The organism is Martinezella lusitana, from assembly GCF_010668395.1.
GTDB lineage: Bacteria > Pseudomonadota > Alphaproteobacteria > Rhizobiales > Rhizobiaceae > Rhizobium > Rhizobium lusitanum_A.
Map to the genome: position 1 here is coordinate 44,484 of NZ_WUEY01000009.1, position 16,743 is coordinate 61,226.

The 16,743-nt window shown below is 60.9% G+C and carries 11 protein-coding genes; 4 read left to right on the forward strand and 7 right to left on the reverse strand.

What is annotated here, in order from left to right; translation table 11 throughout:
- Window positions 1–26 precede the first annotated feature (26 nt).
- The 6 genes from GR212_RS19870 to GR212_RS19895 form a co-directional block, all read right to left on the reverse strand.
- Window positions 27–1,079, reverse strand: coding sequence for a siderophore-interacting protein (locus GR212_RS19870; RefSeq protein WP_163988586.1), 1,053 nt, complete (start codon window positions 1,077–1,079; stop codon window positions 27–29).
- Window positions 1,076–3,052: a Fe(3+)-hydroxamate ABC transporter permease FhuB gene (fhuB, locus tag GR212_RS19875; protein ID WP_246725827.1), complete on the reverse strand. Its 1,977-nt coding sequence runs from the start codon at window positions 3,050–3,052 to the stop codon at window positions 1,076–1,078. The genes GR212_RS19870 and fhuB overlap by 4 nt, the downstream gene beginning before the upstream one ends.
- Window positions 3,053–3,059: 7 nt before the next feature.
- Window positions 3,060–3,950 carry an ABC transporter substrate-binding protein gene (locus GR212_RS19880; protein WP_432444383.1) on the reverse strand — a complete coding sequence of 297 codons (891 nt, stop codon included), beginning with the start codon at window positions 3,948–3,950 and terminating at the stop codon, window positions 3,060–3,062.
- 187 nt (window positions 3,951–4,137) lie between these two features.
- The gene (locus GR212_RS19885; protein ID WP_163988588.1) at window positions 4,138–6,327 is read right to left on the reverse strand and encodes a TonB-dependent siderophore receptor; all 2,190 of its coding nucleotides are present in this window, start codon (window positions 6,325–6,327) and stop codon (window positions 4,138–4,140) included.
- A 168-nt stretch (window positions 6,328–6,495) separates the two neighbouring features.
- Window positions 6,496–7,380, reverse strand: a complete 885-nt coding sequence (locus tag GR212_RS19890; RefSeq protein ID WP_163988590.1) for an AraC family transcriptional regulator — start codon at window positions 7,378–7,380, stop codon at window positions 6,496–6,498.
- Window positions 7,381–7,562: 182 nt separating this feature from the next.
- Window positions 7,563–8,213, reverse strand: coding sequence for a hypothetical protein (locus GR212_RS19895; protein WP_163988592.1), 651 nt, complete (start codon window positions 8,211–8,213; stop codon window positions 7,563–7,565).
- A 325-nt stretch (window positions 8,214–8,538) separates the two neighbouring features.
- Here GR212_RS19895 and htpG point away from each other — a divergent pair, with 325 nt between their 5' ends.
- The 4 genes from htpG (at window position 8,539) to GR212_RS19915 (ending at window position 14,866) form a co-directional block, all read left to right on the forward strand.
- The gene (gene htpG / locus GR212_RS19900) at window positions 8,539–10,428 is read left to right on the forward strand and encodes a molecular chaperone HtpG (RefSeq protein ID WP_163988594.1); all 1,890 of its coding nucleotides are present in this window, start codon (window positions 8,539–8,541) and stop codon (window positions 10,426–10,428) included.
- 280 nt (window positions 10,429–10,708) lie between these two features.
- Window positions 10,709–11,482, forward strand: a complete 774-nt coding sequence (locus tag GR212_RS19905) for a siderophore-interacting protein (protein ID WP_163988596.1) — start codon at window positions 10,709–10,711, stop codon at window positions 11,480–11,482.
- Window positions 11,483–11,819: 337 nt separating this feature from the next.
- A complete protein-coding gene (locus GR212_RS19910; protein WP_163988598.1) occupies window positions 11,820–13,559 on the forward strand; it encodes a type I secretion system permease/ATPase in 1,740 nt (579 codons plus the stop codon).
- Window positions 13,556–14,866, forward strand: a complete 1,311-nt coding sequence (locus GR212_RS19915; protein ID WP_163988600.1) for an HlyD family type I secretion periplasmic adaptor subunit — start codon at window positions 13,556–13,558, stop codon at window positions 14,864–14,866. The genes GR212_RS19910 and GR212_RS19915 overlap by 4 nt, the downstream gene beginning before the upstream one ends.
- Before the next feature lie 112 nt (window positions 14,867–14,978).
- Here the strand turns inward: GR212_RS19915 and GR212_RS19920 are convergent, their stop codons facing one another.
- Window positions 14,979–16,415 (reverse strand): family 16 glycosylhydrolase, encoded by a 1,437-nt coding sequence (locus tag GR212_RS19920; RefSeq protein WP_163988602.1) that lies wholly within the window; start codon window positions 16,413–16,415, stop codon window positions 14,979–14,981.
- Window positions 16,416–16,743 lie beyond the last annotated feature (328 nt).

Sequence of the window (16,743 nt, forward strand, 5' to 3'; positions counted from 1 at the left end):
CACTCCTGTCCTCGATCCCCGCTGGCTCAGCGTTGCCAATAGGCGGCGACGCTGAAGGTGGCGGGATCCCTGGCCAATTCGCTCTTGACGAAGGCGCGGATGGCACGGGCTTGCCTTTGCTCGCACGCGGCCCAGACATAAGTCTGCGGGTCGGCGGCGGGTACGATATCGCGCAGAATGCGCTCCAGCGCATCGGATGCGCCAGGCGCCGTACCATTGCGATGCAGCCAGGTGACATCCATCGAGGCACTGGAAACGAGCGTCTGCTCCTCCCGCCTGTCGGCTACCTCGAGGAAGATGCGCAAGTCCGCTTGCGCCGGCATCGCGGCCGCAATGCGGGCAATGGCCGGGAGCGCGGTTTCGTCGCCGGCCAGAATGAGCTTGCGGGCAGCCGGTACGCCGCCGCCGCCCGGCCCGATGAGGCCGGCACGATCGCCGGGTTGCGCGGTCATCGCCCATGTTGCTCCCGGAATGTTGTCGCCTTCGTGCACAACGAAATCGATGTTCATCGTGCCGCGGGCAAGATCGATGCTGCGGATCGTATAGGCGCGAAGGGTCAGCTCGTCTTCGCCCTTCGGCCAGTGGATGCGTCCGTCGGGTTCCGTATGCGGCCAGACCGGCTCGCGGCCCTTCGGCGGAATGAGAAGGCGGACATGCATCCCGCCCTCGACGAAATGCCTGGCGTCGTCGGTTGCGACCACAACGCGGCGCATGTGCGGTGTGATGTTATAGGCGTCGATAACGCTGATCTCCCGAAAATTCGGTATGGCCGACGGCTGCGGTCCATCGGCCCAATTCAGATCGAGGGTGTTGCCCGTTGAGAGTTCGAAGAGGTTTTCGGCGACCATGCTGCGGACGGTGAAGAGCATGGCTGCGGTCGGGCAACGCAGCCGGATGTCGAGGCGGTCATTGCTGACAGCGATGTCGGCGCTGCCGATGACTGTCTCCAGGCGAGCTCCGGCGGCACTGCGCGTGATCGTGACGTGCTCGGCGAAACGTGCGCAGAATTGATCCAGCAATTGACCGGCGTCCTTATGCGTGGCAACGCCGGAGGCAGTGAAATCCCTTGCATGCATCATTGCGTAGTCTCCTTGCGGGTCAGGAACCAGATGAGATAGGGGCCGCCGATCAGGGCGGCGAACAGGCCGACCGGAACCTCGTAGGGAAAGATCACCATTCGAGACAGCCAGTCGGCAAGCGTCAGCAGCATGGCGCCGAACAACAGGCTGGCGATCAGCTGTTTGCCGATCTCGCGAAAGCCGACAAGCCGCGCGAGATGCGGCGCTATCAGCCCTGTGAGGCTTAGGGGGCCGACGAGAAAGGATGGGATGGCGGTGAGAAGGGCTGCCAGGATAGCCAAAGCGAGCCTGCTGATTGCAACGGAGAGGCCGACAGAGCGGGCGACGTCGCCGCCGAGCGGCAGAACATCAAACCACCGCCGCAGAAGCGGCAGCATCGGGATAAGAAGCGCGGCCGAGATAATTCCCGTCCATGCTTCGAAGGAGCCGGCGCGATTGGTGGACCCCGACAGCCAGGTCAGCAGGAGATAGCCGCGCAGATCGCCGCGGGCAAGAACGACGGTGACGATTGCCATCGAGAGGGCGCCGATCGCGATCCCGGAAAGCAGAAGACGCTCCGGGCCGAAGTTTCCGCGAGCGCTGAATGCCATCATGGCGAGGAACGCGACCAGAGCGCCGATCGTCATCGCGATAATGGTGATGGCAGGCGAGGGGAACGCAAAGAGGAAAAGCGCTGCCGTGAGCCCGGCGCCGCTGCCGGCGCTGACGCCCAGAACCTCAGGGCTTGCAAGCGGATTGCCGGTCAGGCGCTGCATGATAAAGCCGGCTGCGGCCAGCATGGCGCCGGCCGTGGCTGAAACGACGGTGCGCGGCAGGCGAAAAGGCAGAAGCTCCCAGAACCGGACGCCGAAAGCCAATTGCCAGCCGTCGATGCTGCGCCCTGCCGATAGTGCCAAGGTCATCAGCAGGATGACGCCGATAACGAGCGCGGCCAGAGCCATCTTGGGTGCGGCAAGGTTTGAGCGCGGCCGAGGAGCGCTGTCCGGCCGCAGCGCACTCGTCGAATGCAGGCGCGGCAGGAGCAGGAGCAATAGCGGCCCGCCCAGAAGCGCGGTCGCCGCGCCTGTCGGTGCAAGATCGGTGAATCCCGGTGAAAGGAGCTGCACGACGCAATCGGTGAGGAACAATAATCCTGCGCCGGCAATGGGCGCTGCGACGAGCAATTGCCTGGTGCGGCGTGCGCCGCAAAACCGGGCGAGATGGGGCGCGGCGAGCCCGAGGAAGCCAATGACGCCAACCTGCGCCGTCACCGAAGCCGCAAGCCAGACGGCAAGAGCCAGGACGACAAAGCGCATGCTGTGCAACGCCAGACCCAGGCTTTTTGCGCTGTTGTCGTCAAGGCTCATGACGGTGAGAGGGCGAAGGAGCAACAGTGCCGCCGCAAAGCCGATGGCGAGGCGGGGAGCCAGCGTTATGACGCCGTCCCAACTTTGCTGGTTTAGCGCTCCCGCGCCCCAGATGAACACGGACATGGCATATTCACCGCGCGCTAGAATAATGGTGACGCTGAGAGCGCCGGCGACCAGGGTCACCATCATGCCGCACAGAGCCACGGTCACCGGATCGAGACCTCGTCGCCAACTCAAGGCCAGTACGATCAGGACAGTGGCAAGCCCGCCGGCAAAGGCCGAAAATTCGCGTGAAAGGCCGACGAGCAGTGGAAAGAGGCCGACTGCGATCGTCATCGCCAGCTGTGCGCCGGCTGCGATACCGAGGGTCGAGGCGTCGGCGATCGGATTGCGCAGGACCCGTTGCAACAAGGCGCCGGAAAGGCCAAGCGCCGCGCCGGCGATGATCGCGACGGCTGATCGCGGCAGCAGGCTGTCGATCAGCAGGATGCGGTTGAGGGCGGCCGCATCGCGCATGTCCTTGGCAAGCTGCGGCCGCAGGGCGACCAGTGCTGCAAATGCAAGGGTGCAGACGACGCCGAGCACGACGCCGTTGCGCGCCAGCAACGTGCTTCTGGCGATCATGGGCCGCTCAACCATTCCATGCAAGGGTCAGTCCTCCTGCAAGGAGATCGGAAAAACGCTCCGCCGCCGGCAGCGCGCCATAGGGGTTGATCGAGCCGAGGAGAAGAACGCGGCCCTCTTGCACCGGCGGGAGCGCCTTCCAGAAGGCACTTTGCCGGAGCTCTTCCAATGCTTCCGCCGGGTGCGGCGGGATCAGGACAATCCATGCCTCCGGCATGGCGGCGAGGCGCTCGATGCCAACGGGCGCCGTCGCCGAATAGCTCGTCAGATCCGGCCAGGCATTGATGAGGCCGGTCCGGGCCAGAACCTCTCCGAACATGCTATCGGAGCCGAAAACGCGAAAATGTCTGGAATCACCCAGATTGATCGGCAGGATGGGGCGATGATCGCCCTTGCCGAAGATGATGCGGTGGGCTTCCAGCTTTTCCCGCGTGGTGTCGACGAGCGCACGGCCGGTTGGCAGACCTAGCCGTTCGCCAATCGCAAGCGTCATCTGCTCGGAAAGCCGATAGGGACTGGCGCCCGGCCGATAGACGGCATGGCTCTCGACCGGTGCGATCAGGCGCAGGCGATCATCGGCCCAGGCATAGAAATTCGAGTTGAAGATCAACTCCGGCATGGCGGCATACAGGACTTCGAAGTTCGGTGTGCCGCGCAGCCCGAGATCGGCGACGCCTGCAGGAATGGCGGGCGTCACCGCGACGTCCCGGAACTGCAGCAGCTCGGTTCCGGCGACCACATTGGCGCCGATCGCAAGCAGGGTTTCCAAAACAGCCCAATCGAGCGTCGCGACGCGCGGGCCTGCCGCCGCGCGTGCCGGTTTCAGGCCAATCGCGCCGACCGCCGCCATGGCCAGAAGTTGCCGACGCGATAGCATATGAGCGTTTATTGCCGTCATGGAAGATCGCTGACCGATTGACGCTGCGGATGGGGAGAAGCTCTCATGCCGACGCTGAAAATTCGCTGCCGCTGTTGCGCCGTCATGCGGGCGTCGCCCCTGGTTTCAAACGAGTTCGAGGATTGCCTTGCGGCAATCCCCGGCTCTTTGCCACGATGGAGAAAGAAAGTATACTTTTTTTATCAACTTACCACTTCTTGCTGAGCTTGAAGGTGATGGTTCTGGCATCGCCATAGCCGCAGACATTCTCTCCGGCGCAACCCGAGACATAGTCCTTGTCGAAGAGGTTGGCGACGTTGAGCGAGGCGCCCCATCCCTTCTTCTCATAGCGAATGCCCGCATCGAAAAGCGTCGCGGAAGGCACGCGCAGGGTATTGGCTTCATCCGCCCAGGACTTGCCCTGGTAGCGCACGCCGGCACCGATGCTGAGACCTTCAAGCGCATCGCTGGTAAAGGCATAGTCGAGCCAAAGCGAGGCGGTGGAGTTCGGCACCAGATAGGGCGAGTTGCCGACGACGGACGTGTCGATATCCTTGGTGATCTTCAGATCGGTGTAGGAATAGGAGCCGAGCAGCTTCCAGTTATCGTCCAGATTGACCTTGCCTTCGAATTCGACGCCACGCGAACGCACCTCGCCGACTTGCCGCTGCAGGAAGGTGACCGGATCAGTCAGGGCCATGTTCTTCCGGTCGATCTGGAAGATGGACGCCGTGAACAGGCCGTCGATGAAGTCTGGCTGGTATTTGACGCCAGCCTCGTACTGCTCGCCCTTTTCGGGGGTCAGGCCGCCGCCGGTAACACTGGTGCCGATGAGAGGATTAAAGAAGGTGCCCGCACTGATATAGGGCGTGATGCCATTGGAGAACTCGTAGGCAAGGCCGGCACGGCCGCTCGGGGCATTTTCGTTCGACTTGTAGGTCGTGCCGATCTTCGAGTCGGAATTGGTATCGACGAAATCGTAGCGGCCGTTGAGCGTTACCAGCCAGCCGTCGCCGAAGCGCATCTGGTCTTGCGTATAGACGCCGAGCTGCTGCTGCGTCATGACCTGATTGAGGTAGACGAAGTTCGTGCCTTGCGGCGTGCCATAGACCGGGTTGGTGGCGCTGATCGGATTGGAGCCGCAGCAGGCCTGAATCTGGTCGAGACGATAGATCGAATAGTCGGTGCCGATCAGGAAATCATGGCTGATCGGGCCCGTGTCGAACTTGTTCTCCGCGCGCGTGTCGACCGAGAACGTATCGACTTTCGAGCGTTCGAAGAAGCCGATGCGGTTCAGCATGTAGTTCGGGTCGTCATAGCCTGGGCTGAGCGGATTTCCATCCACATAGCCGTTCAGATAGGGACCTTCCTCACGCTTGTAGAGGTGGCCGTAACGCGCGTTCTGCGACACGGTCCAGCCGCCGTCAAAGTCGTGCGAAAACTCGTAGCCGAGCATCTGCTGCGCATATTTCAGGTTGTCGATACTGCGTTCGCCATAAAAGGCATCGCGCTTGATCTTGCCGAAAGGCGCATCGACGACAGTGCCGACATAGGGAAAGAAACCGTTGCCGCTATGGATTTCATCAAGGCCGCTCAACATGCCGAAAACGGTAAGCTTGGTGGAATCGTCGGGCGAGATCGTCACCTGCGGCATGATGAAGCCGCGCAGGTCATGGGTGCCGTCGCTGTAAGTATCGCCGCCTGCAATCTTGCCAGTCAGGCGGTAGCGGTAGACGCCATCTGCCGAGAGCTTGTCGGAGAAATCGAAGCCGACGAAAGCGTTGCCGAGATTGTTTATGCCGATCTCGGTGGAATATTGAGGAGTGTCGGTCGGCTCCTTGCGGATCATGTTGACGAGGCCGCCGGGATTGGCGCCGCCATAGAGCACGGAGGATGGACCCTTCAGGACTTCGACACGTTCGAGCATGTACGGATCGATCTGGAAGCCGCCGAAGCCGTAGCTGTAGAGCGTCAGGCCGTTCAGGAAGACGCCGGTCTGTGTCGCGTCGAAGCCGCGAATATAGAACCAGTCGGTATCGCCGTCGTTGCCGAAGGGCTGGGTGGTCACGCCGGGCGTGTAACGCAGCGCTTCATCCACCTTGTTGGTGATGCCACGATCCTGCATCTCCTGCTGGCCGACGATGGAGACCGATTGCGGCACCTCGGTGATCGGCGTGTCGGCCTTCGAACCGGATGTCGTCTTCTTGGCGACATAGCCCTTGACCGGGGCGGTGCCGCTGTCCTCGCTCTTCTGTTGCGAACCGCCTTGAATGACCAGCGGCTGCAATTCCGTGGGCTTTTCTTGCGCCGCAACTTGCGTGCCGGCCAGCAATACGGCAATGGCCGCGCCCGTCGCCAGAAGCGACACTCGCGATACGTCTTTCTTCAATCCCTGCATTTCCGTCGTTCGTCCCGATTTTACGCCCGTTCGGCCGGAGGCGGCCGATCCCTCAATAAGATGAGGAGTTAACTCATATTTACCGGCGAGGCTTGTCTGTCACGAGGGAAATTGAACGTTTTTGGGCAATTCTCCGCGAAGCATGCAATTGCTCGGGAACTGTGGTCTTCAGGCAAGCCTGCTGCGTTTCCAGCTTGCGGGAGCGGCGCCGACATTCTTGCGGAAGACGCGGGTAAAATGCGCCTGGTCGGCAAATCCGGTTTCGACGGCAACTGTCGTCAGCGGCATTTCGCTCTTCAGGAGAAGCTCCTTGGCTCGCTCCAGCCTTGCCTGCGTTTGCCATTGATGCGGAGGGAGGCCGGTTGACGCCTTGAAGGCGTGGCTGAAGTGTGATTGCGACAGGCCGGTCAGCGCTGCCAGTTCCTCCAGCCGGATGGCCCGTGTGCAATTTTCCTCTATGTAGTCCACGGCTCGACGCAATTGCCAGGTGGCAAGGGCGCTACGCTTGCGTGGCTGAGTTCCGCGCAATTGCAGCACGTCGATCAACAGCGAAAGCGTCAGACCGTCGCCATAGAGGTCGTGTAGCGGTTCGGGATTTTCACATTCGGCAGCGATAAGCTCAGCGAGCGCCATCACGCGCTGGTCGGTGAAATGCAATTGCGGCCGATCGAGCCGCGCAGGATCGATATTTTCCATCAGCCGCTGGCTGATGATTTCCGCATTGAAGTGGATATCGAGGTGGCGCACGAATTCAACGTCGGAAATATCGACCCAGAGTTCCATGCGAGCCGGAATGTAGGAGATCCGCCCCCTGTTGTAATCCTGGAGCTGAGCCGGCGCTCGCGGCGACTGTCGAACGTTGGTGGTGCCTGCGCCGCGCTGTTCCAGAAGAATGAACAGACGCGGATCGTTCGCGACATAGTATCCACCGGCATGGGCCGCGCAGTTGACATTCCAGATATCGGCGACGATGCCGTTCCACTGGCGTCGATGCATGCCGCCGATGACGGAAAAGCCTCCGATCTTGTTCTGCATTCTTGGCTGAAACGTCATTCGCGGTTTCCGGTGTTGCTCTCGCGCAATAATCCTTCCCATTTAACTCAAGTTATTACAGTAACCGAGCGCGGATGGCAATCGGGCTGCTGCGACGCGAAATAATGGTGTAGCCGCATGCGCATATGCAAAAGGGGCGCTCTTGTCGAGCGTCCCTTTTGCCGGATTTGGATCTGCCGCTGCTAGAAGAGCCCGGCCGTTCGGATTGTTTTCGAATTTGGCCGATAAGAAGCTTCGATAACGCCGGACGACTGATGTTTGGACAATGGGGGCGGAGCAATGGCGTGCGCGCGCTTGGCGGCCGGGCTCTGCAATGCGTTGCAATTTCCAGAGCTGCTCGTCCTGACCTGCGGCTTGTCGCTGCCGGAGCTGATGTATTCCATGAACCGGGTGCAGGTGCCCTTGCTGGATGTCGTCGAGATCATCGTGTAGCCTTGGGCACCTTTTGGCAGCCTGGACAGATCGACCTTCATGACACTATCTGCCCCCGCCGGCCATTGCGCCAGGAACTGTGCGTTGTTGAACATGGCCGCCGTCTCGCGGTCCATCTCCGCTGAAATGCGCTGCATTTCGGCAAAGGGCGAGGCGTCATCGAACGGATCGAAGGCTGTGACGGTATAGGAGGTCGGATCAGAAGCGCCGCGGAATTCGACGGCCGGCGGCTGATCGCCGCTGTAGCGGATCACCTCCAGCGTGCCGTCCGGCAGGCGGACGGTCATTTGATGCCTGATGGCGGGTTGTCTGGTCTGCTGTTGGGCGAGCGCCTGGCTTGCCAATCCCGCTGCTGCGATGAGGCCGGCGCCGATAAGGAACGCACTGCGAAGGGTTTGCACGATGGTCTCCTTTTCTTGAAGAGCATATCCGATGGGCTTCCAAGCGGATGGCTTCGGGCGCCCATCAATGTGACCCGCTCGATTTTGGGCGTACCTTGGCCAAATTTATGGCATGTCGCCGTAACGGCGCGGCGTAGAAGGATGGTTCAGGTAAAACCTGTGTGATTGGCGCGAAATCCGGATATTGCCAGTCGTCGATGTCACCTGCGGCAAGAGCGCCGTTCGTCGATTGGGCATTCGATATGACAACGCCCGCTTGAAATTTCCCTCGTCTTCCGCCACCTGTTCGGCGTGACGTTCAACATTCCCAGGAGACTAGACGCATATGACAGCGACCACCGCAGAACAGACCGCCGAGAGCCACGTCTTTGAGGCCGACGTTGCCCGCCTTCTGCATATGATGGTTCACTCGGTTTATTCGGACAAGGATGTCTTCCTTCGCGAGCTGATCTCGAACGCGGCCGACGCTTGCGAGAAGCTGCGCTACGAGGCCATCGCCGAGCCCGGCTTGCTTGCGAGCGATCCCGACAGCCGCATCCTCCTGACGCTCGATGCCGATGGCGGCAAGCTCGTCGTGGAAGACAATGGCATCGGCATGAGCCGCGACGAGATGATCGAAGCGCTCGGCACGATCGCCCGCTCGGGCACGCGCGCCTTCATGGAGCGTATCGAGGCGAACAGGCAGGGCGAGGGCGCCCAGCTCATCGGCCAGTTCGGCGTCGGCTTCTACTCCTGTTTCATGGTGGCCGATCGCGTCGACGTCGTCTCGCGCAAGGCAGGTGCCGAGGACGCATGGCTCTGGTCTTCCGATGGCAAAGGCGGCTACAGCGTTGCTCCTGTCGATGCGGGCGAGGCTCCGGCGCGCGGCACGCGTATCACCTTGCACCTGATGGAGGATGCCAAGAGCTACGCGTCGCGCTGGACCGTCGAGCGCATCGTCAAGGAACAGTCAGGCCATGTTCCGGTGCCGATCAAGATCGCCGAGACGCTTGGCGAGGAAGCCACGCAGCTTACCGACGGCACCGCACTCTGGACGAAGTCGAAGAACGACATCACAGTCGAGGAATACACCGATTTCTATCGCAGCGTTTCCGGTCAGTATGACGAGCCGGCATTGACGGTGCATTTCCGCGCTGAAGGCCGTCATGAATATTCTGCTCTCGCCTTTGTGCCCGGTTCGCAGCCGTTCGATCTCTTCGATCCGGATCGCAAGGGCCGCATGAAGCTCTATGTGAAGCGGGTCTTCATCACCGACGAGGCGGAATTGCTGCCGCGCTATCTCCGCTTCGTGCGCGGCCTTGTCGATACGACCGATCTGCCGTTGAACGTCTCGCGCGAGATGATCCAGGAAAGCCCGATCCTGACGGCGATCCGCAAGGGCGTCACCAACCGTATCATCACGGCGATCGAGAAACAGGCCGAGAGCGACCATGACGCCTTCCTGAAGATCTGGGAGAACTTCGGCAGCCTCATCAAGGAAGGCATCTACGAGGACTTCGAGCGCCGCTCGCAACTTCTGGCGCTCGCGCGCTTCCGCACGACTGCGTCCGCGGACGGCTACCGGTCGCTTGCGGATTACGTCAAGGATGCCAAGGAGAGCCAGCAGTCGATCTACTATCTCGTTGGTAGCAGCCTCGAGCAGCTGAAGGCCTCGCCGCAGCTCGAAGGCTTCCGCGCCCGCGGCATCGAAGTTCTGCTGCTCACCGATTCCGTCGACAGTTTCTGGGTCACCAATGCTCCGGAATTCGAAGGCAAGAGCTTCAAGTCGATCACGCAAGGCTCCGCGGATCTTGCGCAGTTCAAGAAACAGGACGAAGACAAGCCGGAAAGCGAAAGCGCGCCCGCGGACGTGCAGGCCTTCCTCGACTACGCCAAGCAGAAGCTCGCCGACGAGGTCTCTGATGTCCGCGCCTCCGATCGCCTGATCGAAAGCGCTGTCTGCCTTGTTGCTTCCGAACAGGGGTATGACCGGCAGCTTGAGAAGATCCTGCAGGGGGCCGGCCGTCTGCAGTCCGGTGCCAAGCCGATCCTCGAGATCAACATGGATCACCCCGTCGTCAAAGCCATAGCTGCCAGGGCGGATGCGCCGTCCTTGCGTGACGATGCCGCCTTTCTTCTGCTCGATCAGGCGCGTGTTCTCGATGGTGACAAGCCGGCCGATCCGCGTGCCTTTGCCGAGAGATTGGCGCGCCTGATGGAGAAGGCGCTTCAGTGATCCAATCGAGGTCGGCGCGGCTGAAACGACCGCGCCGACCCGGCCCGCGGAGCGTTGCTGCCGCAGCGCGTCGCCGGCATGCCAGTAAACTTGTCTCTAAAAGTCATCTTTTTGTTGCGAGGCGAGCATTCTTCTTTTATAGAAAGCGCAGTTTGGTCGGGCAGTGCCCGGCCACGTAAGCGTTAACGTCACTCAACGCGTATGATCGAACGGCTCTGCGGCTTCGGTCTGCGCGACTGTGTCCTGCGGATCGAGATCGAAGCGCCTCAAAAGGACACACATGGACAATCCCCATACTTCCAATCCGGCGGTCTTTGCACCGAAGATCGAGCGCGTCCGCCATGAGTTGAAGCGGCGCACCCTGACGGTTGCGGCCATCGAAAGGATCACGCCGGGCATGTTGCGCCTGCAATTGTCAGGCGATGATCTGGCCGATTTCGTCAGTCTGGCGCCCGACGATCACATCAAGATTCTCGTGCCGGGCGCAGGCGAGGAGATGGAGCGGCGTGACTATACGCCTCGCCGTTATGATACCGATGCGCGGACGCTGCTGATCGATTTCGCCATCCACGAGGCCGGACCGGTGACCAAATGGGCGCTCGATGCGCGCATTGGCGATCGATTGGAGATCGGCGGCCCCCGTGGCTCGGCCGTCGTTTCCGGCGATATCGAGAACTGGCTGCTCATCGGCGATGAAACGGCGCTGCCGGCAATAGGCCGTCGGGTCGAGGAGGCTGCCGCGAATGCACGTATCACTGCGATCGTGGCGGTTGCCGATGCTGGCGAGCATCAAATCCTTCAAACCAGCGCGCAGCTCGATATCCGCTGGGCGCATCGGCCCCTGTCGAAAGCTACGGATCCGGCCGCGCTGATGGACATTCTCCGATCCGTCGACCTGCAGGCCGGAACTTTCGTCTGGATCGCGGCGGAAGCCTCCGTCACGCGTGCCCTGCGTACTTACCTCGTCGAGGAACGCGGCTATCCGCTGAGCTGGATCAAGGCATCCGGCTATTGGGTGAAGGGCAAGGCTGATACGACCGAGAAATTCGATTGAATGAGGGAGGGGCAGGCGACAAGAGGCCACCTGCTCCTCCCGATATCATGGGCAAGGCATCTTGCCGGAGCAGGTCGCTGCTCCATCTCATGGCACAACTGTGCCGTAACTGCACACGGCGCCCGATGCTAAGATTGGGTTCACCGAAACTGAAATCGGAGCAAATTTCGACTTTCTAAATTGCGTGGAATCGCCAAAGGTTAGGCGTGAGGCGTCAAGAGTGGCCACGGCCATCAGGATCGCTTTGTGGGTTCATGGGGCCGAGCGGGAGGCGGCGCCATGGGCATCATGTGAAGCCCTGCCGTACGCGACGGCGAATGTTGAGGATCGAGGCAAGGTGCTTGCTCTCCCGAAAGACCCGCCGCAGAGCTTTGTCGCGTTGATGCTATCGACGCTTCGCAAGGCCTTCCTCGGTATCGCCCTGGCGAGTGCCGCCATCAACGTCCTGGCACTAACCGGCTCGTTCTTCATGCTCCAGGTTTACGATCGGGTCATTCCGAGCCGCAGCCTGCCGACGTTGTCCGGCCTCGTCATCATCGTCGTGACGCTCTTTCTCTTTCAGGGCGTCCTGGAGCTGCTGCGTTCCATGCTGCTTGTCCGCGTCGGCATGTCGCTTGACGAGCGTCTGAACAAAAGGGTCTTCGGCTCGCTTCTGTTCCTGCCGACGAGAAAGCAGACGTCGGACGATGGCCTGCAATCGGTCCGCGATCTCGAGCAGATCCGTTCGTTCCTCTCCGGCAACGGCTCGACGGCGCTTTTCGATCTGCCATGGGTGCCGTTCTATCTGATCCTGTGCTTTCTGTTCCACTTCTGGATCGGCTTCACGGCCTTGTGCGGGGCGTTGTTGCTCGTCAGCCTTACCGTCCTTGCCGAAATGCTGTCGCGTCGACCGGCTCTCGAAGCGGCACGGTCTTCGGCACTCCGTCTCGGGTTTGCCCAAGCAGCGCGCCGGAACTGGGAGGCTGCCATCGCCATGGGATTTGCCGGTCGTCTCACCGCGAAATGGGCAGCGATGAATGATGAGTATCTTGGCCATCAGGCGGCCGCGAGCGCCGTTGCCGGAGCGTTGACCATCGCTGCCAGGATAGCGCGCATGATGCTTCAATCCGGGGTTCTCGCCGTCGGGGCGGTCCTCGTCATTCGCCAGGAGGCGACGGGAGGCATCATCATCGCCAGTTCGATCCTTGTGAGCCGAGCCCTGGCGCCCGTCGAGCTCGCGATCGGACAATGGAAGGGGTTTATTGCCGCTCGGCAGGGCTGGACGCGACTTGCGGCGCTTCTTGAGGCTGCGCAGGCAGAGCGGCCGACCTTCGCGTTACCGCCGCCGTCGCGGGAGCTCAGCGTGGAGAACATCAGCGTTGCATCCCCCGGCGGTCGCGAGCTCATCCTGCGGAATGTCTCGTTCAAAATATCAGCCGGAACGGTGCTCGGAGTGATAGGTCCGAGTGCATCGGGCAAATCGTCTCTGGCGCGAGCGATTGCCGGCCTATGGCCGATTGCCATCGGCACCGTGAGGCTCGATCGTGCCGCTCTTTCGCAGTGGGATACCGACGAACTCGGCGCACATGTCGGCTATCTGCCGCAGGATGTGGACCTCTTTGACGGCTCGATCGCCGAGAATATTTCACGTTTCGCGGCAGAGATGCGCCCGGAGCCGATCATTGCCGCAGCGAAGGCAGCAGGCGTCTACGACATGATCGTCAAGCTTCCCGAAGGCTTCGACACCAAGATCGGTGAGGGCGGATCGCGGCTTTCGGCCGGTCAGAGGCAGCGCATCGCCCTGGCGAGAGCACTTTATGCCAATCCGTTTCTGGTTGTGCTCGACGAGCCGAATTCGAATCTGGATGCGGAAGGTGAAGCGGCGCTGACGGTGGCGCTTGAAGGAGTGCGGGAGCGTGGTGGTATTGCGATCGTCGTTGCCCACAGGCCGAGCGCCCTGGCGGCTGCCGATACGGTCATGATCGTTGCCGGTGGTCAGATTCAGGCATTCGGCCCCAAGAAAGAGATCCTCGGGCCGCCACCCAAACAGGTTGGAACGGCACATTTCGCAGTCGCCGGCGGGGAGACGCGTGGATGACAGCAAGGGTTTCACCATCGACCGACCGCGCGATCCGCCGCCTGTCCCTGCTGGTGGTCGCTGCCATCCTGCTGTTGTTCGGCGTCATGGGCGGCCTTGCAATGGCGACCAGGATTTCCGGTGCCGTGATTGCCTCGGGCAGCCTCGTCGTGGACAGCTACGTGAAACCAGTCAAGCATCTGAAGGGCGGAATCGCCCGTGCGATCCTTGTAAAGAACGGCGATCACGTTGCCGCGGGCCAGGTGCTGGTTCGCCTTGACGACACCCAGACCAGGGCAAATCTTTCCATCATCCGCAAACGGCTCGACGAGCTCTCTGCCCGTACCGCGCGTCTGGCATCGGAGCGTGACGACAAGAGCGACATCGCTTTTCCGGAGGATCTGCTTTCGTCGGCTGGAAGTGCAGATGTCGCTTCTATTCTGGCCGGCGAACGGCAGCTCTTTCGTGATCGTCAGGCATCGCGCGAAGGTCAGAAATCGCAACTGCATGAGCGCATTCAGCAGCTGAAGCAGGAGATCGAGGGGCTCGTGGCGCAGGAGCAGGGCAAGCGTCGGGAGATCGCCCTGATCGGCAAGGAGCTGGGCAGTCTTGAAGGCCTGCTCAATCAGGGCATTATTTCGGCGACAAAAGTCTACTCCCTGCAGCGCGAAAGCGCCTCTCTGAACGGCGATCTCGGCAATCTGGTTTCATCCATCGCCCAGACGCGGGGCAAGATTGCCGAAACCGAATTGCAGATCCTTCAGGTCGATGCCGATCACAGCTCGGAGGTTTCCGATCAGCTACGTCAGGCGGAAAGCGATCGCGGCCAGTTCTCCGAGCGGTTGATCGCAGCCGAGGACGATCTGAAACGGATCGACATCAAGGCGCCGCAGGCGGGCATCGTCGATCAGCTGAGCATTCACGCCGAGGGCGCAGTCGTCTCGCCGGCCGAGGCAATCCTGCAGATCGTTCCCGACAAGGACGCGCTCGTGGCGGAGCTGAAACTGGCGCCGCAGGATATCGACCAGATTGCCGTCGGACAGGCGGTATCGTTGCGCTTTCCTGCCTTCAATCAGCGAATAACGCCTGAACTGAACGGGCATGTGGATACCATCTCCGCGGATCTGGCAACGGATCAACGCTCTGGCCAGAGCTATTATGTCGTGCGGGCAAAGGTGACGAAACCGGAGTGGGAGAGGCTCGGACGACTGACGCCACTGCCCGGCATGCCAGTGGAAGCCTTCCTGCAGACGGGCAAGAGAAGTGTTCTGGCCTATCTGACAAAGCCGATGACCGATCAGATCAGGCGAGCTTTCAAGGAGGATTAGGGCAATTCCGGGTGCGCCCGGCGCTGTTGTCCGAAGTGGCGCACCGGTTACGACAAAGGGGCGGTCCGCAAGACGGCCGCCCCTTTGTCATTTCATACGTTTCTTTGTCTGCTCAGATATGCCAATCCGTCGCATGGGCGGATTGGGCCGAAGAGGCGAGCTGGGCGGCATGATCGTCGAGAGAATAGGCCTTGATGTAGTCGATCTTCATCTCGGATCCATGGGCAAGTCCGTCCGTCGGAGTGCCCGCCACCCCGCCGACGGCGAGATCGACCAGCATATACATCGGACCATGCATGTCGGCCGGCGTATCGGCGTGGGCGACGGCGACGTCGTCGAAATACCAGACGATCTGATCCTTGTCCCAGAGCACGCCGTAATTATGGAAGCCGTCGGTACTCGGCACTTCGACCGGGATCGAATTCATGGTGTGTGTGCCGGTGGCATCCGAATGAACGGTGACATTGACTGTGTTGGGGTTTTGTCCTCGCATCTCCACCACGTCCAGCTCCGGCGGCCAGGAGCCATCCTCCGGCAGCAGCCAGAAAGCCGGCCAGACGCCTTGGTCATGCGGCATCTCCGCGCGCATTTCAAAATAGCCGTATGTCTGCGAGAAACTGGAATGAGTGGTCAGAATACCTGAGGTGTAATCGTGGTTTTCGACGGTCGACTTCAATGCATCCGGCGTTTGTTTGGCCGTGATGGTCAACACGCCGTCGGAGACGGAAAAAGGGTTTGCGGATGCGGTCGGCGCATAGGAGGGATTGACGTACCATTGCAGTTCGTCATTCAGGCTGCTGCCCTTCTCCGGCGCCCAGGAATATTTCGCATCCCAGGTGCCCTGCGTTCCCACATGCAGTGAAAGACTATTGAAATCGTCGGAAAAAGTCTGGGTCAGCGATGACCTGTCGAGCCCCAGCTGGAACTGGTCTTCGTGAAGGTCGGAGACTGTCTTGTTGGCAAAGACCAGGCTCTCGCCATTGCCGAGATCGAGCCGGACATCGGCGCCTTCCTGTGTGGAATGGCTGACGACCTGGTCGAACGACGTCAGACCATATTGATTGAGCCGGACCTTGTCGTCATCGCTGAAATCGGTGATGAGATCGCTGCCATTCCCCTTGGTGATGATGAAGGTGTCTGCCCCGCCGCCACCTGTCAGCACGTCATTGCCGGCGCCGCCATCAATGGTTTGGCTACCGCTGCCGCCGGTGATGATATTGTCGGCATCGTTGCCGTAGGCATGACGGTTGTCGCCCGTGACCGTCAGATTCTCGAAATTGGCCGGCAGCGTGTAATCCATCCATGTGTTGATGGTATCGATGCCGCCATTCGGCGCTTCAGAGGCGTGGTTGATGCTGGAGTAGAGATAGTAGATATCGTCGCCTGTGCCGCCCGTCATCGTCACGTTGACGGAGGCGTCGCCCCACATGGAGTCATTGCCGGCTGTGCCGTAGAGCACAGGTCCGGAGCCGGTGGCGGAGAAGAAGCCTGTCGATGTGCCGCTATAGTAGAGTGGTTGTCCAAGAGCATTCAAAACTGAACTGGGCATGATAAACCTCTTCCTTCGTGCCGGACGACCTCCTCCGTCGCGCTAATATGTCTCCTCGCTCATATGCGTCAGATAGCGTGCTTTGTTCTTCTGCCCAGTCCCGGTGAGAAGTTTTTTCGCCCCAGTACCCACGACAGTTTAATGGGTTGCCAAAAGCACGAGCGTGAGGTTGGAGAGGCGATCGCTCACCACGTTTCCAGGCCGGATTTTAGAGAGAGGCCTTCACCGTTGCGACGATGGCCGGGTCTAGCTAGGTCGTGCAGATGTCTTCATGGGTTTTGCGATCTTGCGCTGCGTCGAACGATGCTGACCGGGAAATCCGTCACGC